Below are 16,764 nucleotides of genomic sequence, written 5' to 3'. Positions count from 1 at the left end.
ATAGGTTCGAGGTGGAAGCATGGTGACATGTGGAGCTGACGAATACTAATAGATCGAGGACTTAACCATATAATATGTAGCAATGTTATCTAGTTTTGAAGGAATATGCCTTCATAGTTTGGTGATGATGGCAGAGAGGTCACACCCGTTCCCATACCGAACACGGAAGTTAAGCTCTCTAGCGCCGATGGTAGTTGGGACCTTGTCCCTGTGAGAGTAGGACGTCGCCAAGCAACTAAACACGAGTCATTTGACTCGTGTTTTTTCGTGTTTTCTTTTATAATCCATAGTAATTAAAAAATGTGTTTAAATAATTATTATTTTGATTAAATACAGAGGAATGTGGCTAGGATAGTCAATAAGCAAAAGAGTTGCAAATTTTATTAATACGTATATAATTAAAGTCAAAGATAGTCAAAGTCAATAAAGGTGGCGGATAAATGAGAAATATATCTAATATCATTGAGCAATATCTAAAGCAAGTTATTGACTTAAGTAATAATAATGTGATTGAAATCAAAAGAAATGAGATTGCGGATCGATTCGAGTGCGTACCATCTCAAATCAATTATGTAATCAATACCCGTTTTACGTTAGAAAGAGGATTTGTAGTAGAAAGTAAACGTGGTGGAGGAGGTTACATTCGCATTATAAAAGTCAAACTGCATGACGATATAGACATGATCGATCAAATGCTTCATATGATTGATCATAGCGTTGCGCAAGGGAATGCAGAGAGTATGATTATACGTTTAATGGAAGAGGGAATCATAACAAATCGTGAAGCTAAACTTATGTTAAGTGTACTAGATCGTTCGGTATTATCAATGGATGTTCCTTCTCGAGATGAACTTAGGGCTCGAATATTATGCGCAATGTTAAGAACACTGAAATATAAATAAATATAGCTTTTGTAAAAGAATAATAACTAAGAGATAAGGCAGTTAAATATTGTAGAGGTTTTGAAAAAAGAACACGCACTTTTATTTAAACAAGTAAAGGAAAGTGAACAATCTAGTAATGTATGAAAAGTACTATCAGATAGATCGTTCCTATTGTAAAGGTGGGGATAGTGATGACTTGTCAAAACTGTAATATAAGACCAGCAACTTTACATTATACAAAAGTAATCAACGAAAAGAAGACGGAAGTTCATCTTTGTGAGCAATGTGCAGAACAAAGTGGCTATACGTCTTTCTTTCAATCACCGCAGTCTAACTTTTCATTCCATGATTTATTTGCTGGGTTATTACACGATGAATCAACAATGTTTGAAGAAGGACAAAACGGGCTTTCGAATACAACAAGTATATTAAGGTGTCCAAATTGTAAGATGACATATGAGCAATTTACAAAGGTGGGACGGTTTGGATGTGCTTCTTGTTACGATACATTTAAGGAACATTTAAAGCCATTATTAAAACGTCTGCACGGCGGACATACAGATCATTGTGGAAAAATTCCGGAACGTATAGAAGGAAATCTTCACTTAAAGAAAGAATTAGATGAACTAAAACTCATTCTGAAACAATACGTACAGAAAGAGGAGTTTGAGAAAGCTGCTGAAGTAAGGGATAATATTCGAGGTCTTGAAAATCAGCTTAGTGAGCATAGAGAGGGGGAATAGTTCTATGTCACTGGACAAAATTATGAATGAAGCGATTAGTCCATGGATGAAGGGGGATGGCCCTGATTCTGATATTGTTTTAAGTAGTCGAATTCGTTTGGCTCGTAATTTTAAAAAATATCAATTCTCTACTATGCAAAACGAAGAAGAAGCTAGACAGATTCATGAATTATTTAAAAAGGAATTTATAAATAAAACGGTAGAACCTTTTGGAGAGTTTGAGCTATTAAAAATGAATGAATTAACGCCTCTTCAAAGGAGAGTATTAGTTGAAAAGCATTTAATTAGTCCTAACCTTGCAGGAACAGAATATGGAGCATGTCTATTATCAGAAAGCGAACATATTAGTGTTATGCTTAATGAAGAAGACCACATTAGGATACAGTGCTTATTTTCAGGGTTGCAATTATCAGAGGCCCTTCAAAGTGCCAATCAAATAGATAATTGGATAGAGGAAGAGGTTGAATATGCTTTTGATGAATCACTTGGATATATAACGAGCTGCCCTACTAACGTTGGTACAGGATTGAGGGCTTCCGTAATGATTCACTTACCGGGACTCGTTTTAACGAAAAGAATTAGCCGCATTATACAAGTAATTCAAAAATTAGGGTTAGTAGTAAGAGGAATATACGGTGAAGGTAGCGAAGCGTTAGGTAATATATTTCAAGTGTCAAATCAAATGACGCTAGGAAAATCTGAAGAAGATATTATTGCAGATTTAAAGAGTGTCATTCAACAAATCATACAGCAAGAAAAAATGGCTAGAGAATTAATTGTACAAAATTCAAGTATTGAGCTTGAAGATAAGGTTTATCGCTCTTATGGCATACTAGCAAACAGTCGGTTAATTCAATCTGCAGAAGCGGCCACTTGCTTATCAGATGTACGACTTGGTATTGATTTAGGATATATAAAAGGTGTATCGAGAAATATTTTGACTGAGCTAATGGTTCTTACACAACCAGGCATTTTGCAACAATATGCAGGTGGACCTTTAGGACCAGAAGAAAGAGATTATCGAAGAGCAACCTTAATCCGTGAGCGATTACGTATTGAAAAAAACTAAGCGCAAGTAGGAGGCGATTTCTATGATGTTTGGAAGATTTACAGAAAGAGCACAGAAAGTATTAGCTTTATCTCAAGAGGAAGCAATTCGTATTGGGCATAATAATATTGGAACAGAACACATTTTACTTGGGCTTGTACGCGAAGGGGAAGGAATTGCAGCAAAAGCGTTAATTGCTCTTGGATTAAGTCCAGAGAAGGTTCAAAAAGAGGTAGAAGCGTTAATTGGACGCGGAACAGAAGCTTCTCAAACTGTACATTATACACCGCGTGCTAAAAAGGTTATTGAGTTGTCTATGGATGAAGCTCGTAAATTAGGTCATTCTTATGTTGGAACAGAACATATCTTACTTGGCTTAATTCGTGAAGGTGAAGGTGTAGCAGCACGTGTTTTAAATAACTTAGGTGTTAGCTTAAATAAGGCAAGACAACAAGTATTGCAACTTCTTGGAAGTAATGAAGCAAGTTCAGGTCACCAAGGTGGTTCTTCAACGAATGCAAATACACCGACACTGGATAGCTTAGCACGTGATTTAACAGTTGTTGCACGTGAAAATCGTCTAGATCCTGTTATCGGTCGTGGTAAAGAAATTCAACGTGTAATTGAAGTTTTAAGCCGTAGAACAAAAAACAATCCTGTATTAATTGGAGAACCTGGTGTAGGTAAAACGGCAATTGCAGAAGGATTAGCACAACAAATTGTAAATAATGAAGTTCCTGAAACATTAAGAGATAAGCGTGTTATGACACTAGATATGGGTACAGTTGTAGCTGGAACGAAATATCGTGGTGAATTTGAAGATCGTTTAAAGAAAGTTATGGATGAAATCCGTCAAGCTGGAAACATTATTCTATTTATTGATGAACTTCATACATTAATTGGTGCAGGTGGAGCAGAAGGTGCAATTGATGCATCGAATATTTTAAAACCATCTTTAGCACGCGGAGAGTTACAATGTATTGGGGCGACAACTTTAGATGAATATCGTAAATATATTGAAAAAGACGCGGCTTTAGAAAGACGTTTCCAACCAATTCACGTTGATGAGCCAAGTTTAGACGAATCAACTCAAATTTTGAAAGGTTTACGTGATCGTTACGAAGCGCATCACCGTGTATCTATTACAGATGATGCAATTGATGCAGCTGTAAAGCTTTCGGACCGCTATATTACAGATCGTTTCTTACCAGATAAAGCAATTGATTTAATTGATGAAGCTGCTTCAAAGGTTCGCTTACGCTCTTATACAACACCACCAAATCTAAAAGAGCTTGAAGTAAAGCTTGAGGAAATTAGAAAAGAAAAAGATGCAGCTGTGCAAAGTCAAGAATTTGAAAAAGCTGCTTCCTTACGTGATATGGAACAACGCTTACGTGAGAAGTTAGAAGATACGAAGCGTCAATGGAAAGAGCAACAAGGAAAAGAAAACTCAGAAGTGACAGTAGAAGATATTGCAAATGTCGTTTCTACGTGGACTCGTATACCGGTTTCTAAACTTGCACAAACAGAGACTGATAAATTATTAAACTTAGAATCCATTCTTCACAACCGTGTTATTGGTCAAGATGAAGCGGTAGTAGCTGTAGCAAAAGCTGTTCGTCGTGCTAGAGCAGGATTGAAAGATCCGAAACGTCCGATTGGTTCATTTATTTTCTTAGGACCAACAGGTGTAGGTAAAACGGAACTAGCAAGAGCATTAGCAGAATCTATGTTCGGTGATGAGGATGCAATGATTCGCATCGATATGTCTGAGTACATGGAGAAGCATTCGACTTCTCGTTTAGTTGGATCTCCTCCAGGATATGTTGGATATGAAGAAGGTGGACAATTAACAGAAAAGGTTCGCCGTAAGCCATATTCAGTTGTCCTATTAGATGAAGTAGAGAAAGCTCATCCTGATGTGTTTAACATTTTACTACAAGTATTAGAAGATGGTCGCTTAACGGATTCTAAAGGGCGTACAGTTGATTTCCGTAATACAATTGTTATTATGACATCTAACGTTGGTGCAGATGCGTTAAAACGTAATAAACATCTTGGATTTAACGTACAAGATGAGAGCCGCGATTATTCAGATATGAAAGGTAAAGTAATGGATGAACTGAAAAAGGCATTTCGTCCAGAATTCTTAAACCGTATTGATGAAATTATCGTGTTCCATATGCTTGAGAAAAAACATATTCAAGAGATTGTAACACTTATGGTGAATCAGTTAGTGAAGCGCTTAAAAGAGCAAGAGATTGAATTGCATTTAACAGAAGGAGCGATTTCTGCCATTGCTGATAAAGGATTTGACCGAGAATACGGTGCTCGTCCGCTGCGTAGAGCAATTCAGAAACATGTAGAAGATAGACTATCGGAAGAACTTTTAAAAGGTGCTATTGAGAAAGGACAAAAAGTTATCTTTGATGTTGAAGGGGAATCATTTGTCATTCATAGTGCTGAAAAGGTAAAATAAGTATAGACAAACTAAGAGGGCTACGAGATAGCCCTCTTTCTTGTACGAGAAGGATAAACTGTTTATAGATGAAAGTGAAGTGAAATATAAAACGATATGGCTAAAAAGAAAACAAAATTCACATGTCAAGAGTGTGGTTATCAGTCACCAAAATATATGGGGAAATGCCCTGGTTGTGGTCAATGGAATACGCTTGTTGAAGAGATGGAACCGGTTGTATCATCAAGACGCCTTAATTATGCCAATGCAATTCAATCGGAAGTAACAAAACCAAGACGCCTAACAGAAGTAGAAACAAAATCTGAGGCACGTATTGAAACGAAATTCCAAGAGTTTAACCGTGTACTTGGTGGGGGGATTGTAGATGGATCCTTAGTACTTATTGGTGGAGACCCTGGGATTGGGAAATCAACATTGTTATTACAAATTTCATCGCAATTAGCAGATTCTTCATATGATGTACTATACATATCAGGTGAGGAGTCAGCAAAGCAGATTAAACTTCGTGCAGATCGTTTGCATGTAAAGGGTAGTAATCTATTTGTTGTAGCAGAAACTGATCTACAGCGAATTGCAGCGCACATTGAAGAGATGAATCCAGCTTTTGTTGTTATTGACTCTATTCAAACGATACATTTACCTGAAGTAACGTCAGCCCCAGGAAGTGTAGCGCAAGTACGTGAATGTACAGCGGAATTAATGAAACTTGCAAAAACGAAAGGAATTCCTATTTTTATCGTCGGACATGTAACAAAAGAGGGGGCAATTGCAGGACCTCGTATGTTAGAACATATGGTCGATGCAGTTCTTTACTTTGAAGGAGATCGTCATCATACATATCGTATCTTGCGAGCTGTGAAGAATCGTTTTGGTTCCACGAATGAAATGGGTATTTTTGAAATGAAAGAGCTTGGTCTTGCGGAAGTCTTAAACCCTTCTGAAATTTTTCTTGAGGAAAGACCCGTTGGAGTCGCAGGATCAACAGTAGTTGCCTCAATGGAAGGAACAAGACCGGTTTTAGTAGAAATACAAGCATTAATCTCCCCTACTAGTTTTGGAAATCCTCGAAGAATGGCGACGGGAATTGATCATAACCGTGTATCGCTTATTATGGCAGTGCTAGAAAAACGAACAGGTTTATTATTGCAAAACCAAGACGCATATTTAAAAGTAGCAGGTGGTTTGAAATTAGATGAACCGGCAATTGATTTAGCTGTGGCTTTAAGTATTGCTTCAAGTTTTAGAGATAAATCTACGACACCAACTGATGCAGTAATAGGAGAAGTAGGATTAACTGGAGAAATAAGAAGAGTATCAAGAATTGAACAACGTGTACAAGAAGCGGCTAAATTAGGATTTCAACGTGCTATTATTCCTAGAAAAAATTTGGGGGGATGGACAATTCCGGATGGGATTGAGGTAGTAGGTGTATCTAATTTAGGGGAAGCGCTTCGTTTGACATTAGGAGGCTAGGCTATGGAAGAAAACAAGCAACGTGTCAAAAGTATGATTAATATTTTACAGCTCGTGGCCCCAGGAACACCACTGCGCGAAGGGATAGATAATGTGCTTCGCGCACAAACAGGGGGACTAATTGTTCTTGGATATAATGAACAAATTAAAAGTATTGTTGATGGGGGATTTCACATTAATTGTGCATTCTCTCCTGCTAGTTTATACGAATTAGCAAAAATGGACGGGGCACTTATTTTAAATGAAACTGGAAGTAAAATTTTAATTGCAAATGCACAGTTAGTTCCAGAGGCATCTATTGATTCTATTGAAACAGGTATGCGCCACCGGACGGCAGAGCGTGTAGCAAAGCAGACAGGTAGTCTCGTTGTGGCTATTTCACAAAGACGTAACGTAATTACACTATATCAAGGGAATTTACGTTATACACTAAAGGATATAGGTGTTATTTTAACAAAGGCAAACCAAGCTATTCAAACGTTAGAAAAATATAAGGCTGTATGGAATGATGGTATTACGAATTTGGGCATTCTAGAATTTGAAGAAGTCGTTACAATGTCCGAGGTGGTTCATGTGTTACATAGTGTTGAAATGGTACTGCGGATTAAAAATGAAATATTGAGCTATATTCATGAGCTAGGCACGGAAGGTAGGTTAATTCGTTTACAACTTACAGAACTACTAGCTGATTTAGAGGCAGAGGCAGCGTTATTAATTAAAGATTATTATCAAGAAAAAACACAAGACCATCATCAAATTTTGAAAAAGTTACAAGATCTTGCGAATACACAACTTCTAGAGGATAGCGATTTAGTTAAATTGCTTGGCTATCCAGGACAAATGAGTTTAGAAGAAAGTGTGACGCCGAGAGGATACCGAATCACAAGCAAAATTTCGCGCGTTCCGCCACTTATCATTGAAAATTTAATTAATCGATTTAAGACTTTGCAAGGTGTTTGTCGAGCAACTATTAATGAATTGGATGATGTGGAAGGAATTGGAGAAGTCAGGGCGAAGAAAATACGAGAAGGCCTAAAAAGAATCCAAGAGCATCTCTATATGAGTAGACACAATTAAGAATATTACATTGATTCCATAATATAACGACACTAGAACATTTTTAGTATATGATATGGTATATTGGTAAATAAAACTATTTATAAAAAAAAACACGTCCGCTTTTGCATTCGGCGTTTTGATTAGCGAAACAATGGTTAATAATGAGTAGGAGGTGGTTGGATGTTAAAACGGATTGTACAGCTCTTCTTTCTAGTAATTGGCGGAGCGTTAGGGATTTACTTAATCCCAAAAGTTATTAATGTATTAGACATCGGTGCTGTTCCTTTATTGGAAGGATCGTATGTTCGTGCGATTATTGGTGCAATTATTTTATTTTTAACAACATTTTGGCTTGTAGATTATATTGTTCAACTTATTAAGCATATTGAAGAGGCTCTTGTAAAGGCGCCTGTAGCGGATGTTTTATTTGGTACATTAGGGTTAATCTCTGGTCTTATTGTTGCATATTTAATTTTAATACCAATTCGTGAATTTACAATTCCAGTTATTAGTACAGTGTTGCAAGTGTTCTTTACTCTTTTACTTGGATATTTAGGATTCCAAGTAGGGTTTAAAAAGAGGAATGAATTGCTAGGATTATTTACATTACCACAACGTGGGAAGAAGAAAAATAATAATAGTGAGAATGAAGAAACTGAGGTAGAAGAATCTACAACTCATTGGAAAATTCTCGATACGAGTGTAATTATCGATGGGCGTATTGCTGATATTTGCCAAACAAAGTTTTTAGAAGGAACAATTGTGATTCCACAATTCGTGTTAGAAGAACTTCAGCACATTGCCGATTCTTCTGATGCTTTAAAGCGTAATCGTGGTCGCAGAGGATTAGATATTTTAAATCGTATTCAAAAAGAGATGCCGATTCCGGTAGAAATTTATGAAGGCGATTTCGATGATATTCAAGAAGTGGATAGCAAACTTGTAAAGTTGGCGAAAATCACTGGTGGAACGGTAGTAACGAATGATTTCAACTTAAACAAAGTTTCTGAATTACAAGGGGTAACGGTGTTAAATATTAACGATTTAGCTAATGCAATTAAACCTGTTGTACTCCCAGGTGAAGAACTGAGTGTTTATGTTGTCAAAGATGGAAAAGAACAAAATCAAGGTGTTGCATATTTAGATGATGGCACGATGATTGTAGTAGAAGATGGTAGAGAATATGTAGGTTCACAACTCAATGTGCTTGTTACTAGTGTGTTACAAACATCGGCTGGGCGTATGATTTTCGCCAAACGTAAATTATTAGAAAAAGCATTATAAGTAGAGGATTATTAATATGTATACATTAATTATTCCAGCAGCTGGTCAAGGTAAGCGGATGGGTGCTGGTAAAAACAAGTTGTTCTTACTTATTAATGAAGTACCGATTATTGTGCATACGTTACGTGCTTTTGAAAAAGATAAAGCGTGCAAAAGTATTATTATGGCAATTAACGAAGAAGAACGTCCGTATTTTGAAGGATTAATGCAGAAATATCCGATTGAAAAGCCAGTACAATTTATTCAGGGCGGAGCCGAAAGACAAGATAGTGTATATAACGCCATTCAGCATACTAGTGATGTTGAGTATGTTCTTGTACATGACGGCGCGCGTCCATTTGTAACGAATAAAGTGATTCAAGATGTATTAACTGCAGCGGAAAAATATGGAGCGTCCATTTGTGCGGTACCAGTGAAAGATACAGTTAAGAAAGTAGAGCAGGGTATCGTTGTCGAAACGGTAGAAAGATCTCAGCTTAAAGCTGTACAAACACCACAAGGGTTCGCTGTTTCTCTTTTGTTAGAAGCTCATAGAAGTGCAAAACAGGGTTGTTTCCTTGGTACAGATGATGCAAGCCTCGTAGAACGTATCGGGAAGCAAGTAGGTGTAGTAGAGGGGAGTTACTATAATATTAAAGTGACGACTCCAGAGGATTTATTAATTGCTGAAAGTTTCCTTCATGTTCAAAAGAAATGACAGTGATGATTATAGCGAAAAATAAGCTCGGCAACAGCCGGGCTTTTCTTTATAAGGGTAGCGATATAATATAGAATCATAAAGCTCTGTAGTTTAGCTTGAGGAGGATGTAAAAAATGTTTCGAATTGGACAAGGTTTTGATGTGCATGAGTTTGCGGAAGGTAGACCGTTAATTATTGGTGGAATTACAATCCCTCATGAGAAAGGGTTAATTGGTCATTCAGATGCAGACGTATTGTTACATACGATTGCGGATGCATGTTTAGGTGCAATTGCAGCTGGGGATATTGGAAAGCATTTCCCTGATACAGATCCTGCCTTTAAAGATGCTGATTCAGCTGTATTGCTGCAAAAGGTTTGGGAATTTGTACGTGAACAAGGTTACGAGTTAGGGAATCTAGATTGTACAATTATTGCTCAAAAGCCAAAGATGGCACCACATATTGAAAGTATGCGTAAACGTATTAGTGAACTATTAGAAACGTCTATTGACAATATCAATGTAAAGGCAACAACGACAGAAAAATTAGGATTTACAGGTAGAGAAGAAGGAATTGCTTCTCAAGCAGTTGTTTTATTACAGAAAAAATAATGGTTTTTAATTCGTAAGATGGATAATCACATTTTTTTGGTGTACAATTATAGAATGTGTTGACATTAAGAATGGAAGGTGTACCAATTATGGAAAAGCAAGTGAGAGTGCGCTATGCGCCAAGTCCAACAGGACACTTACATATCGGAAATGCGCGTACGGCATTATTTAATTATTTATTTGCTCGTCATCAAGATGGTAAGTTTATTATTCGTATTGAAGATACTGATGTGAAACGTAATGTTGCTGGTGGAGAAGAAAGCCAATTAAAATACTTGAAATGGCTCGGTATGGACTGGGATGAAGGTGTTGATGTTGGTGGTGAATTTGGACCATATCGTCAAACAGAGCGTTTAGATATTTATAAAAAATTATATGAAGATTTATTAGAGCGCGGTTTAGCTTACAAATGTTATATGACAGAAGAAGAGCTAGAAGCAGAGCGTGAAGGTCAAATCTCTCGTGGTGAAACACCGCGTTATGCTGGAAACCACCGTGATTTAACTGAGGAGCAAATGAAGGGATTTGAGGCTGAAGGCCGCATTCCGAGTATTCGTTTCCGTGTACCGGTTGATCGCGACTACACGTTTAAAGATATCGTAAAAGATGAAGTTGCATTCCATTCAAATGATTTCGGTGATTTCGTTATCGTGAAAAAAGATGGAATTCCAACTTATAACTTTGCGGTAGCAGTAGATGATCACTTAATGGAGATTACACATGTACTTCGTGGTGATGATCATATTTCAAATACGCCAAAACAAATGATGATTTACGAAGCTTTCGGTTGGGATATTCCGCAATTTGGTCATATGACTTTAATTGTAAACGAAAGCCGTAAAAAGTTAAGTAAGCGTGATGAATCTATTATTCAATTTATTGAGCAATATAAAGAGCTTGGATATCTTCCAGAAGCAATCTTTAACTTTATTGCACTATTAGGTTGGTCGCCAGTAGGAGAAGAGGAAATTTTCTCTCAAGATGAGTTTATCAAAATGTTTGATGCAGCTCGTTTATCAAAATCGCCTGCATTATTTGATTCTCAAAAACTAAAATGGATGAACAACCAATATATGAAAAAGCAAGACTTAGATACGGTGGTAGAGTTAAGTTTACCGCATTTAGTGAAAGCTGGACGTATAGGTGAAAATGTAAGTGAACAAGAACAAGCTTGGATTCGTGATGTAATTGCGTTATATCATGAACAAATGAGTTTTGGAGCTGAAATTGTAGAGCTTTCTGAAATGTTCTTCAAAGATCATGTTGATTATGAAGAAGAAGGACAAGAAGTATTAAAAGGTGAACAAGTACCAGAAGTACTTCGTGCATTTGCTGGTCAAGTAGAAGCACTAGAAGCGATGGAACCAGCAGCAATTAAGGCGGCTATTAAAGCAGTGCAAAAGGAAACAGGTCATAAAGGTAAAAACTTATTTATGCCAATCCGTGTTGCAACTACTGGTCAAACACATGGTCCAGAGCTTCCTAATGCTATTGCACTTCTTGGGAAAGAAAAAGTTTTAAATCGTCTTCAAAAAGTAATTGGTTAACATTTTCTAGGTTTAGAAATATAATAAGTATACTTAAAACCTAATAAGGAAAAGCGACGAGAAGGAGAAGTAGAAAATCAGGCTTTTTACAGAGAGAACCACCTTTAGGCTGGAAGTGGTTTATAAGCGGATTTTTGAAATGCCCCTTCGAGTCTTCTGCTGAACAGCGAATTGTTTTGTGAAACGTCTTAGGGCGTAAAGTAAGCAGAAGCGGTGTACACCGTTATCAGAGATGAGTTTGAGGCTTTTTTTAGCCTAAACAGAGTGGAACCGCGCTTATAAGGCGTCTCTGTCAATATGACAGAGGCGTCTTTTTTTATACCGTAAAAGTGGATATGAGTATAAGTTTTATCCCTGTGTATAAAGATTTAGGAGGATAAGTAGGGAGTAAAGGGAGTTAGTTCACTCGAAAAAGCAGCCCATAAAGGGGAGGGAACATCGATGTTTAAGAGGCTTCGGGAAGATATTGAAGTCGTTTTTGAACAGGATCCAGCGGCAAGAAGTTATTTCGAAGTCATTTTGACTTACTCTGGATTACATGCAGTTTGGGCCCATCGAATTGCACATGCTTTTTATAAAAAGAATTTCTTCTTTATTGCACGTTGGATCTCACAAGTTAGTCGTTTCTTTACTGGTATTGAGATTCATCCAGGAGCAACAATTGGTCGTCGTTTTTTCATAGACCATGGAATGGGGGTTGTAATTGGAGAAACGTGCGAAATTGGTGATAATGTAACGATCTATCAAGGTGTTACATTAGGTGGTACGGGTAAAGAAAAGGGGAAGAGGCATCCTACAATTCAGGATAATGTATTAATTGCAACAGGTGCTAAAGTACTAGGTTCTATTACAGTCGGAGAGAATTCTAAAATTGGAGCAGGGTCTGTCGTATTAAAAGAAGTGCCTGCACATTCTACAGTTGTAGGTATACCTGGCCGAGTCGTTATTCAAAATGGAGTAAAAATCGGTCAAGAATTAAATCATTCTGACCTTCCAGACCCAATTTTTGATAAGTTAAAGATCATGGAAGTAGAACTTGATAAATTGAAAAAACAACTTGAAGTAAAGGTAGAAAGGAAGGATAAAAATGACTATTCACATTTATAATACGTTAACGCGTCAAAAGGAAGAGTTTACTCCATTAGAAGAAAATAAGGTAAAGATGTATGTGTGCGGACCTACAGTTTATAACTATATTCACATTGGGAATGCAAGACCACCTATGGTATTTGATACGGTACGCCGTTATTTAGAATATAAAGGGTATGATGTGCAGTATGTATCTAACTTTACTGACGTAGATGATAAATTAATTAAAGCAGCAAATGAATTAGGTGAAGATGTGCCGACAATTGCTGACCGTTTCGTTGAAGCGTATTTTGAAGATGTAACGGCACTAGGTTGCAAACATGCAACAGTTCATCCGCGTGTAACGGAAAATATGGATATCATTATTGAATTTATTCAAGAACTTGTGAATAAAGGATATGCATATGAATCAGAAGGTGATGTGTACTTTAGAACGAAGGAATTTGAAGGATACGGTAAATTATCGCATCAACCAATCGCAGATTTACGTCACGGTGCGCGCATTGAAGTAGGAGAAAAGAAACAAGACCCTCTTGATTTTGCTTTATGGAAAACTGCGAAAGAAGGAGAAATCTTCTGGGAAAGCCCTTGGGGGAAAGGGCGTCCAGGCTGGCATATTGAATGCTCGGCAATGGCGCGTAAATACTTAGGAGATACAATCGATATTCATGCTGGTGGTCAAGACTTGGCATTTCCTCATCATGAAAATGAAATTGCGCAGTCTGAGGCGTTAACAGGAAAAACATTTGCACGTTATTGGATGCACAATGGATATATTAATATTAATAATGAGAAGATGTCTAAGTCACTGGGGAACTTCATTTTAGTTCACGATATCATTAAGCAATATGATCCACAGTTAATTAGATTCTTTATGCTATCGGTACATTACCGTCACCCAATTAATTTCAGTGAAGATTTATTACAAAGTACAAATAACGGACTGGAAAGAATTAAAACGGCTTACGGTAACTTAAAACACCGTATGGAAAGTAGTACTGATTTAACAGATCATAATGAGAAATGGTTAGCGGAATTGGAAAAATTCCAGATTGCATTTGAAGAAGCAATGAATGATGACTTCAACACTGCTAATGCAATCACGGAGTTATATAATGTAGCAAATCATGCAAATCAATATTTACTGGAAGAACATACGTCTACAGTTGTAATTGAAGCATACGTAAAACAACTTGAAACATTATTTGATATTTTAGGGTTAGAATTAGCGCAAGAAGAGTTGCTTGATGAAGAAATTGAGGTACTTATTCAAAAGCGCATTGAAGCTCGTAAAAATCGTGATTTTGCATTATCAGATCAAATTCGCGATGATTTAAAAGACCGTAATATTATTTTAGAAGATACCGCTCAAGGTACAAGATGGAAAAGAGGATAAGAATGATTGATGCAAAGCAATTAAACAGCTTAGCGTTAGCGTATATGGGTGATGCGGTATATGAACAATATATCCGCTATCACCTACTTCAAAAAGGGAAAGTTCGTCCTAATCAATTGCATCGATTAGGGACAAGCTTTGTTTCGGCAAAAGCACAGGCGAAAGTTGTTTATCATTTATTAGAGACGGCATTTTTAACAGAGGAAGAAGAGGCGGTACTAAGAAGAGGGCGTAATGCAAATTCAGGTACTGTCCCGAAGAATACTGATGTACAAACATATCGATATAGTACAGCCTTTGAAGCGCTAATTGGCTATCATCACTTATTAAATAATCGTGAAAGATTAGACGAAATTGTATATAAGGCAATTGATGTTTTAGAAGAGAAGGAAGGGGGCACATCATCATGAGTAGTGAATATATTATCGGACGTAACCCTGTAATTGAAGCGTTACGCTCAGGAAGAGATATTAATAAAATTTGGATCGCGGAAGGTGCTGCCAAAGGACAAATACAAATTGTACTAGCACTAGCGAAAGAAAATAAGATTATTTTACAACATGCACCAAAGAAGAAGTTAGATCAATTAGTTGAGGGGAACCATCAAGGTGTAATTGCTCAAGTGGCTGCATATCAATACGCTGAGCTAGAAGATTTATTTAAAGTAGCAGAGAAGCGTAACGAAGATCCGTTCTTCCTAATTTTAGATGAAATTGAAGACCCGCATAACCTAGGTTCTATTATGCGTACTGCGGATGCAACGGGAGCTCATGGAATTATTATTCCGAAAAGAAGAGCTGTGGGACTTACTGCATCAGTTGCGAAAGCATCGACTGGAGCGATTGAATATATTCCTGTTGCACGTGTAACGAATTTATCTCGTACAATCGATGAATTAAAAGAACGTGGACTTTGGATTGCTGGTACAGATGCAAAAGGGAAAACGGATTACCGCAATTTAGATGGTAAAATGCCAATTGGATTAGTAATTGGAAGTGAAGGAAAAGGTATGAGTCGTATTATTGGTGAAAAATGTGATTTCCTAATTACTTTACCGATGGTCGGTAAAGTTACATCCTTAAATGCTTCAGTAGCCGCAAGTTTGTTAATGTATGAGGTATATCGTAAGCGTCACGAAATTGGTAAATAAAAAATGAACGATATTTTAATCGTTGACGGTTACAACATTATCGGAGCTTGGGGAGACTTGAAGAAACTACGGGATGTAGATTTGCAATCATCAAGGGATGCACTGATTGATAAGATGGCGGATTACCAAGGTTACACAGGTACAAAGGTAATGATAGTCTTTGATGCTTATACGGTCCAAGGTATTGAAAAAAAGATGAAACAATCGCGTGTGGAAGTCATATTCACGAGGAAGAATCAAACTGCAGATGAAAAGATAGAGCAACTAGCGATTGAGCTTAGAAATATAAATACGCAAATATATGTTGCGACTTCTGATTATACGGAACAATGGGTGATATTTGCGCAAGGTGCTCTTCGGAAATCTGCGCGTGAATTAGAGTTGGAAGTACAAGCGATGGAGCAACAAGTAAGAAGGCGTACACAAGACACAAAAGAAAAGCAACCCGCCATGCGAAAGATATTCAGTAAAGATATTACAGAAAAATTAGAAAAATTAAGAAGAGGAGAGCGTTGAAGCATTGACGCTCTTTATCTTTTTACTGTATAATATTGCTAAATAAATAGCGGTCGGAGGGATCAAGGTGGAAGCAGGCTTCGTAAGTGTAGGCGACGTTACATTTCGTGATTTAGAGGATGAGGCAATCGTTGAGTTAGTTCGAAAAGGTAATACTGACGCTCTAGAATATTTGATTCACAAATATAAGAACTTTGTTCGCGCGAAATCAAGATCTTATTTCTTAGTGGGTGCCGATCGAGAAGATATTGTTCAAGAAGGTATGATTGGATTGTTTAAAGCGATTCGTGATTATAAAGAGGACAAGCTGTCTTCATTCAAAGCATTTGCTGAACTGTGTATCACTCGGCAAATTATTACCGCTATTAAAACAGCAACAAGGCAAAAACATATTCCGTTAAATTCGTATGTGTCTCTAGATAAACCGATTTATGATGAGGAATCTGATCGGACATTATTAGATGTTATTTCGGAAGCGAAGGTAACAGATCCTGAAGAAATGATTATAAGTCAGGAAGAATATACAGACATAGAATCTAAAATATCTGAATTATTAAGCGATTTAGAAAGAAAGGTGCTTTCTTTATATCTAGATGGTCGTTCTTATCAAGAGATTTCCGAACAGTTAAATAGACATGTGAAATCTATTGATAACGCTTTACAGAGGGTGAAGCGGAAATTGGAACGATATATGGAAATGAGAGAGAGTACCACTTTAAATTCATAACAAATGCTACAGGTGTAAAAAATCACCTGTTTTCTTTTTTGTAGAGAGTACAAAAGGCATGTCATTGACATTGTCTTTT

Annotated in this window: 16 protein-coding genes, 1 rRNA gene and 1 other annotated feature; all 17 genes read left to right on the top strand. The window is 37.1% G+C overall.

All coding sequences use genetic code 11. The annotated features are described in order from the left end of the window. Positions 1-117 precede the first annotated feature (117 nt). Positions 118-233 (top strand): 5S ribosomal RNA (rrf, locus tag MKO96_RS28305). Positions 234-440: 207 nt separating this feature from the next. Further along, positions 441-902 carry a transcriptional regulator CtsR gene (gene ctsR, locus MKO96_RS28300; protein WP_087979115.1) on the top strand — a complete coding sequence of 154 codons (462 nt, stop codon included), beginning with the start codon at positions 441-443 and terminating at the stop codon, positions 900-902. Between the two features lie 173 nt (positions 903-1,075). Further along, a complete protein-coding gene (gene mcsA, locus MKO96_RS28295; RefSeq protein ID WP_240589289.1) occupies positions 1,076-1,627 on the top strand; it encodes a protein-arginine kinase activator protein McsA in 552 nt (183 codons plus the stop codon). Positions 1,628-1,631: 4 nt separating this feature from the next. After that, entirely contained in the window at positions 1,632-2,696 is a 1,065-nt protein-coding gene (mcsB, locus tag MKO96_RS28290; protein WP_000050830.1) for a protein-arginine kinase McsB, read from the top strand. Between the two features lie 22 nt (positions 2,697-2,718). After that, positions 2,719-5,154: an ATP-dependent protease ATP-binding subunit ClpC gene (gene clpC / locus MKO96_RS28285; RefSeq protein WP_000971181.1), complete on the top strand. Its 2,436-nt coding sequence runs from the start codon at positions 2,719-2,721 to the stop codon at positions 5,152-5,154. A 96-nt stretch (positions 5,155-5,250) separates the two neighbouring features. Next, the gene (radA, locus tag MKO96_RS28280; protein ID WP_001085205.1) at positions 5,251-6,627 is read left to right on the top strand and encodes a DNA repair protein RadA; all 1,377 of its coding nucleotides are present in this window, start codon (positions 5,251-5,253) and stop codon (positions 6,625-6,627) included. 3 nt (positions 6,628-6,630) lie between these two features. Beyond that, on the top strand, positions 6,631-7,704 hold the full coding sequence (gene disA / locus MKO96_RS28275; RefSeq protein WP_000392165.1) for a DNA integrity scanning diadenylate cyclase DisA: 1,074 nt from the start codon (positions 6,631-6,633) through the stop codon (positions 7,702-7,704). Positions 7,705-7,866: 162 nt separating this feature from the next. Then, entirely contained in the window at positions 7,867-8,970 is a 1,104-nt protein-coding gene (locus tag MKO96_RS28270; protein ID WP_000919686.1) for a PIN/TRAM domain-containing protein, read from the top strand. A gap of 16 nt (positions 8,971-8,986) precedes the next feature. Continuing rightward, positions 8,987-9,667, top strand: coding sequence for a 2-C-methyl-D-erythritol 4-phosphate cytidylyltransferase (gene ispD, locus MKO96_RS28265; RefSeq protein ID WP_240589288.1), 681 nt, complete (start codon positions 8,987-8,989; stop codon positions 9,665-9,667). Positions 9,668-9,783: 116 nt separating this feature from the next. Continuing rightward, entirely contained in the window at positions 9,784-10,260 is a 477-nt protein-coding gene (gene ispF / locus MKO96_RS28260; protein ID WP_000488386.1) for a 2-C-methyl-D-erythritol 2,4-cyclodiphosphate synthase, read from the top strand. 89 nt (positions 10,261-10,349) lie between these two features. After that, on the top strand, positions 10,350-11,807 hold the full coding sequence (gltX, locus tag MKO96_RS28255; protein WP_240589287.1) for a glutamate--tRNA ligase: 1,458 nt from the start codon (positions 10,350-10,352) through the stop codon (positions 11,805-11,807). A gap of 47 nt (positions 11,808-11,854) precedes the next feature. Continuing rightward, positions 11,855-12,101, top strand: a binding site (T-box leader). A gap of 147 nt (positions 12,102-12,248) precedes the next feature. Further along, positions 12,249-12,914 carry a serine O-acetyltransferase gene (cysE, locus tag MKO96_RS28250; protein WP_076542633.1) on the top strand — a complete coding sequence of 222 codons (666 nt, stop codon included), beginning with the start codon at positions 12,249-12,251 and terminating at the stop codon, positions 12,912-12,914. Then, entirely contained in the window at positions 12,895-14,292 is a 1,398-nt protein-coding gene (cysS, locus tag MKO96_RS28245) for a cysteine--tRNA ligase (protein ID WP_240589286.1), read from the top strand. Before cysE ends, cysS begins: the two co-directional genes overlap by 20 nt. 2 nt (positions 14,293-14,294) lie before the next feature. Next, on the top strand, positions 14,295-14,702 hold the full coding sequence (locus MKO96_RS28240; RefSeq protein ID WP_087979119.1) for a Mini-ribonuclease 3: 408 nt from the start codon (positions 14,295-14,297) through the stop codon (positions 14,700-14,702). Next, positions 14,699-15,442: a 23S rRNA (guanosine(2251)-2'-O)-methyltransferase RlmB gene (gene rlmB / locus MKO96_RS28235; protein ID WP_000093757.1), complete on the top strand. Its 744-nt coding sequence runs from the start codon at positions 14,699-14,701 to the stop codon at positions 15,440-15,442. The genes MKO96_RS28240 and rlmB overlap by 4 nt, the downstream gene beginning before the upstream one ends. A gap of 3 nt (positions 15,443-15,445) precedes the next feature. Then, positions 15,446-15,958 carry an NYN domain-containing protein gene (locus MKO96_RS28230; RefSeq protein ID WP_000997888.1) on the top strand — a complete coding sequence of 171 codons (513 nt, stop codon included), beginning with the start codon at positions 15,446-15,448 and terminating at the stop codon, positions 15,956-15,958. A 67-nt stretch (positions 15,959-16,025) separates the two neighbouring features. After that, the gene (locus MKO96_RS28225) at positions 16,026-16,685 is read left to right on the top strand and encodes an RNA polymerase factor sigma-70 (protein ID WP_000387198.1); all 660 of its coding nucleotides are present in this window, start codon (positions 16,026-16,028) and stop codon (positions 16,683-16,685) included. The last annotated feature ends 79 nt before the right edge of the window (positions 16,686-16,764 follow it).

It is taken from the genome of Bacillus sp. ES1-5 (assembly GCF_022487605.1).
Taxonomy (GTDB): domain Bacteria; phylum Bacillota; class Bacilli; order Bacillales; family Bacillaceae_G; genus Bacillus_A; species Bacillus_A wiedmannii.
This window is presented reverse-complemented; position numbering and strand designations above follow the sequence as displayed.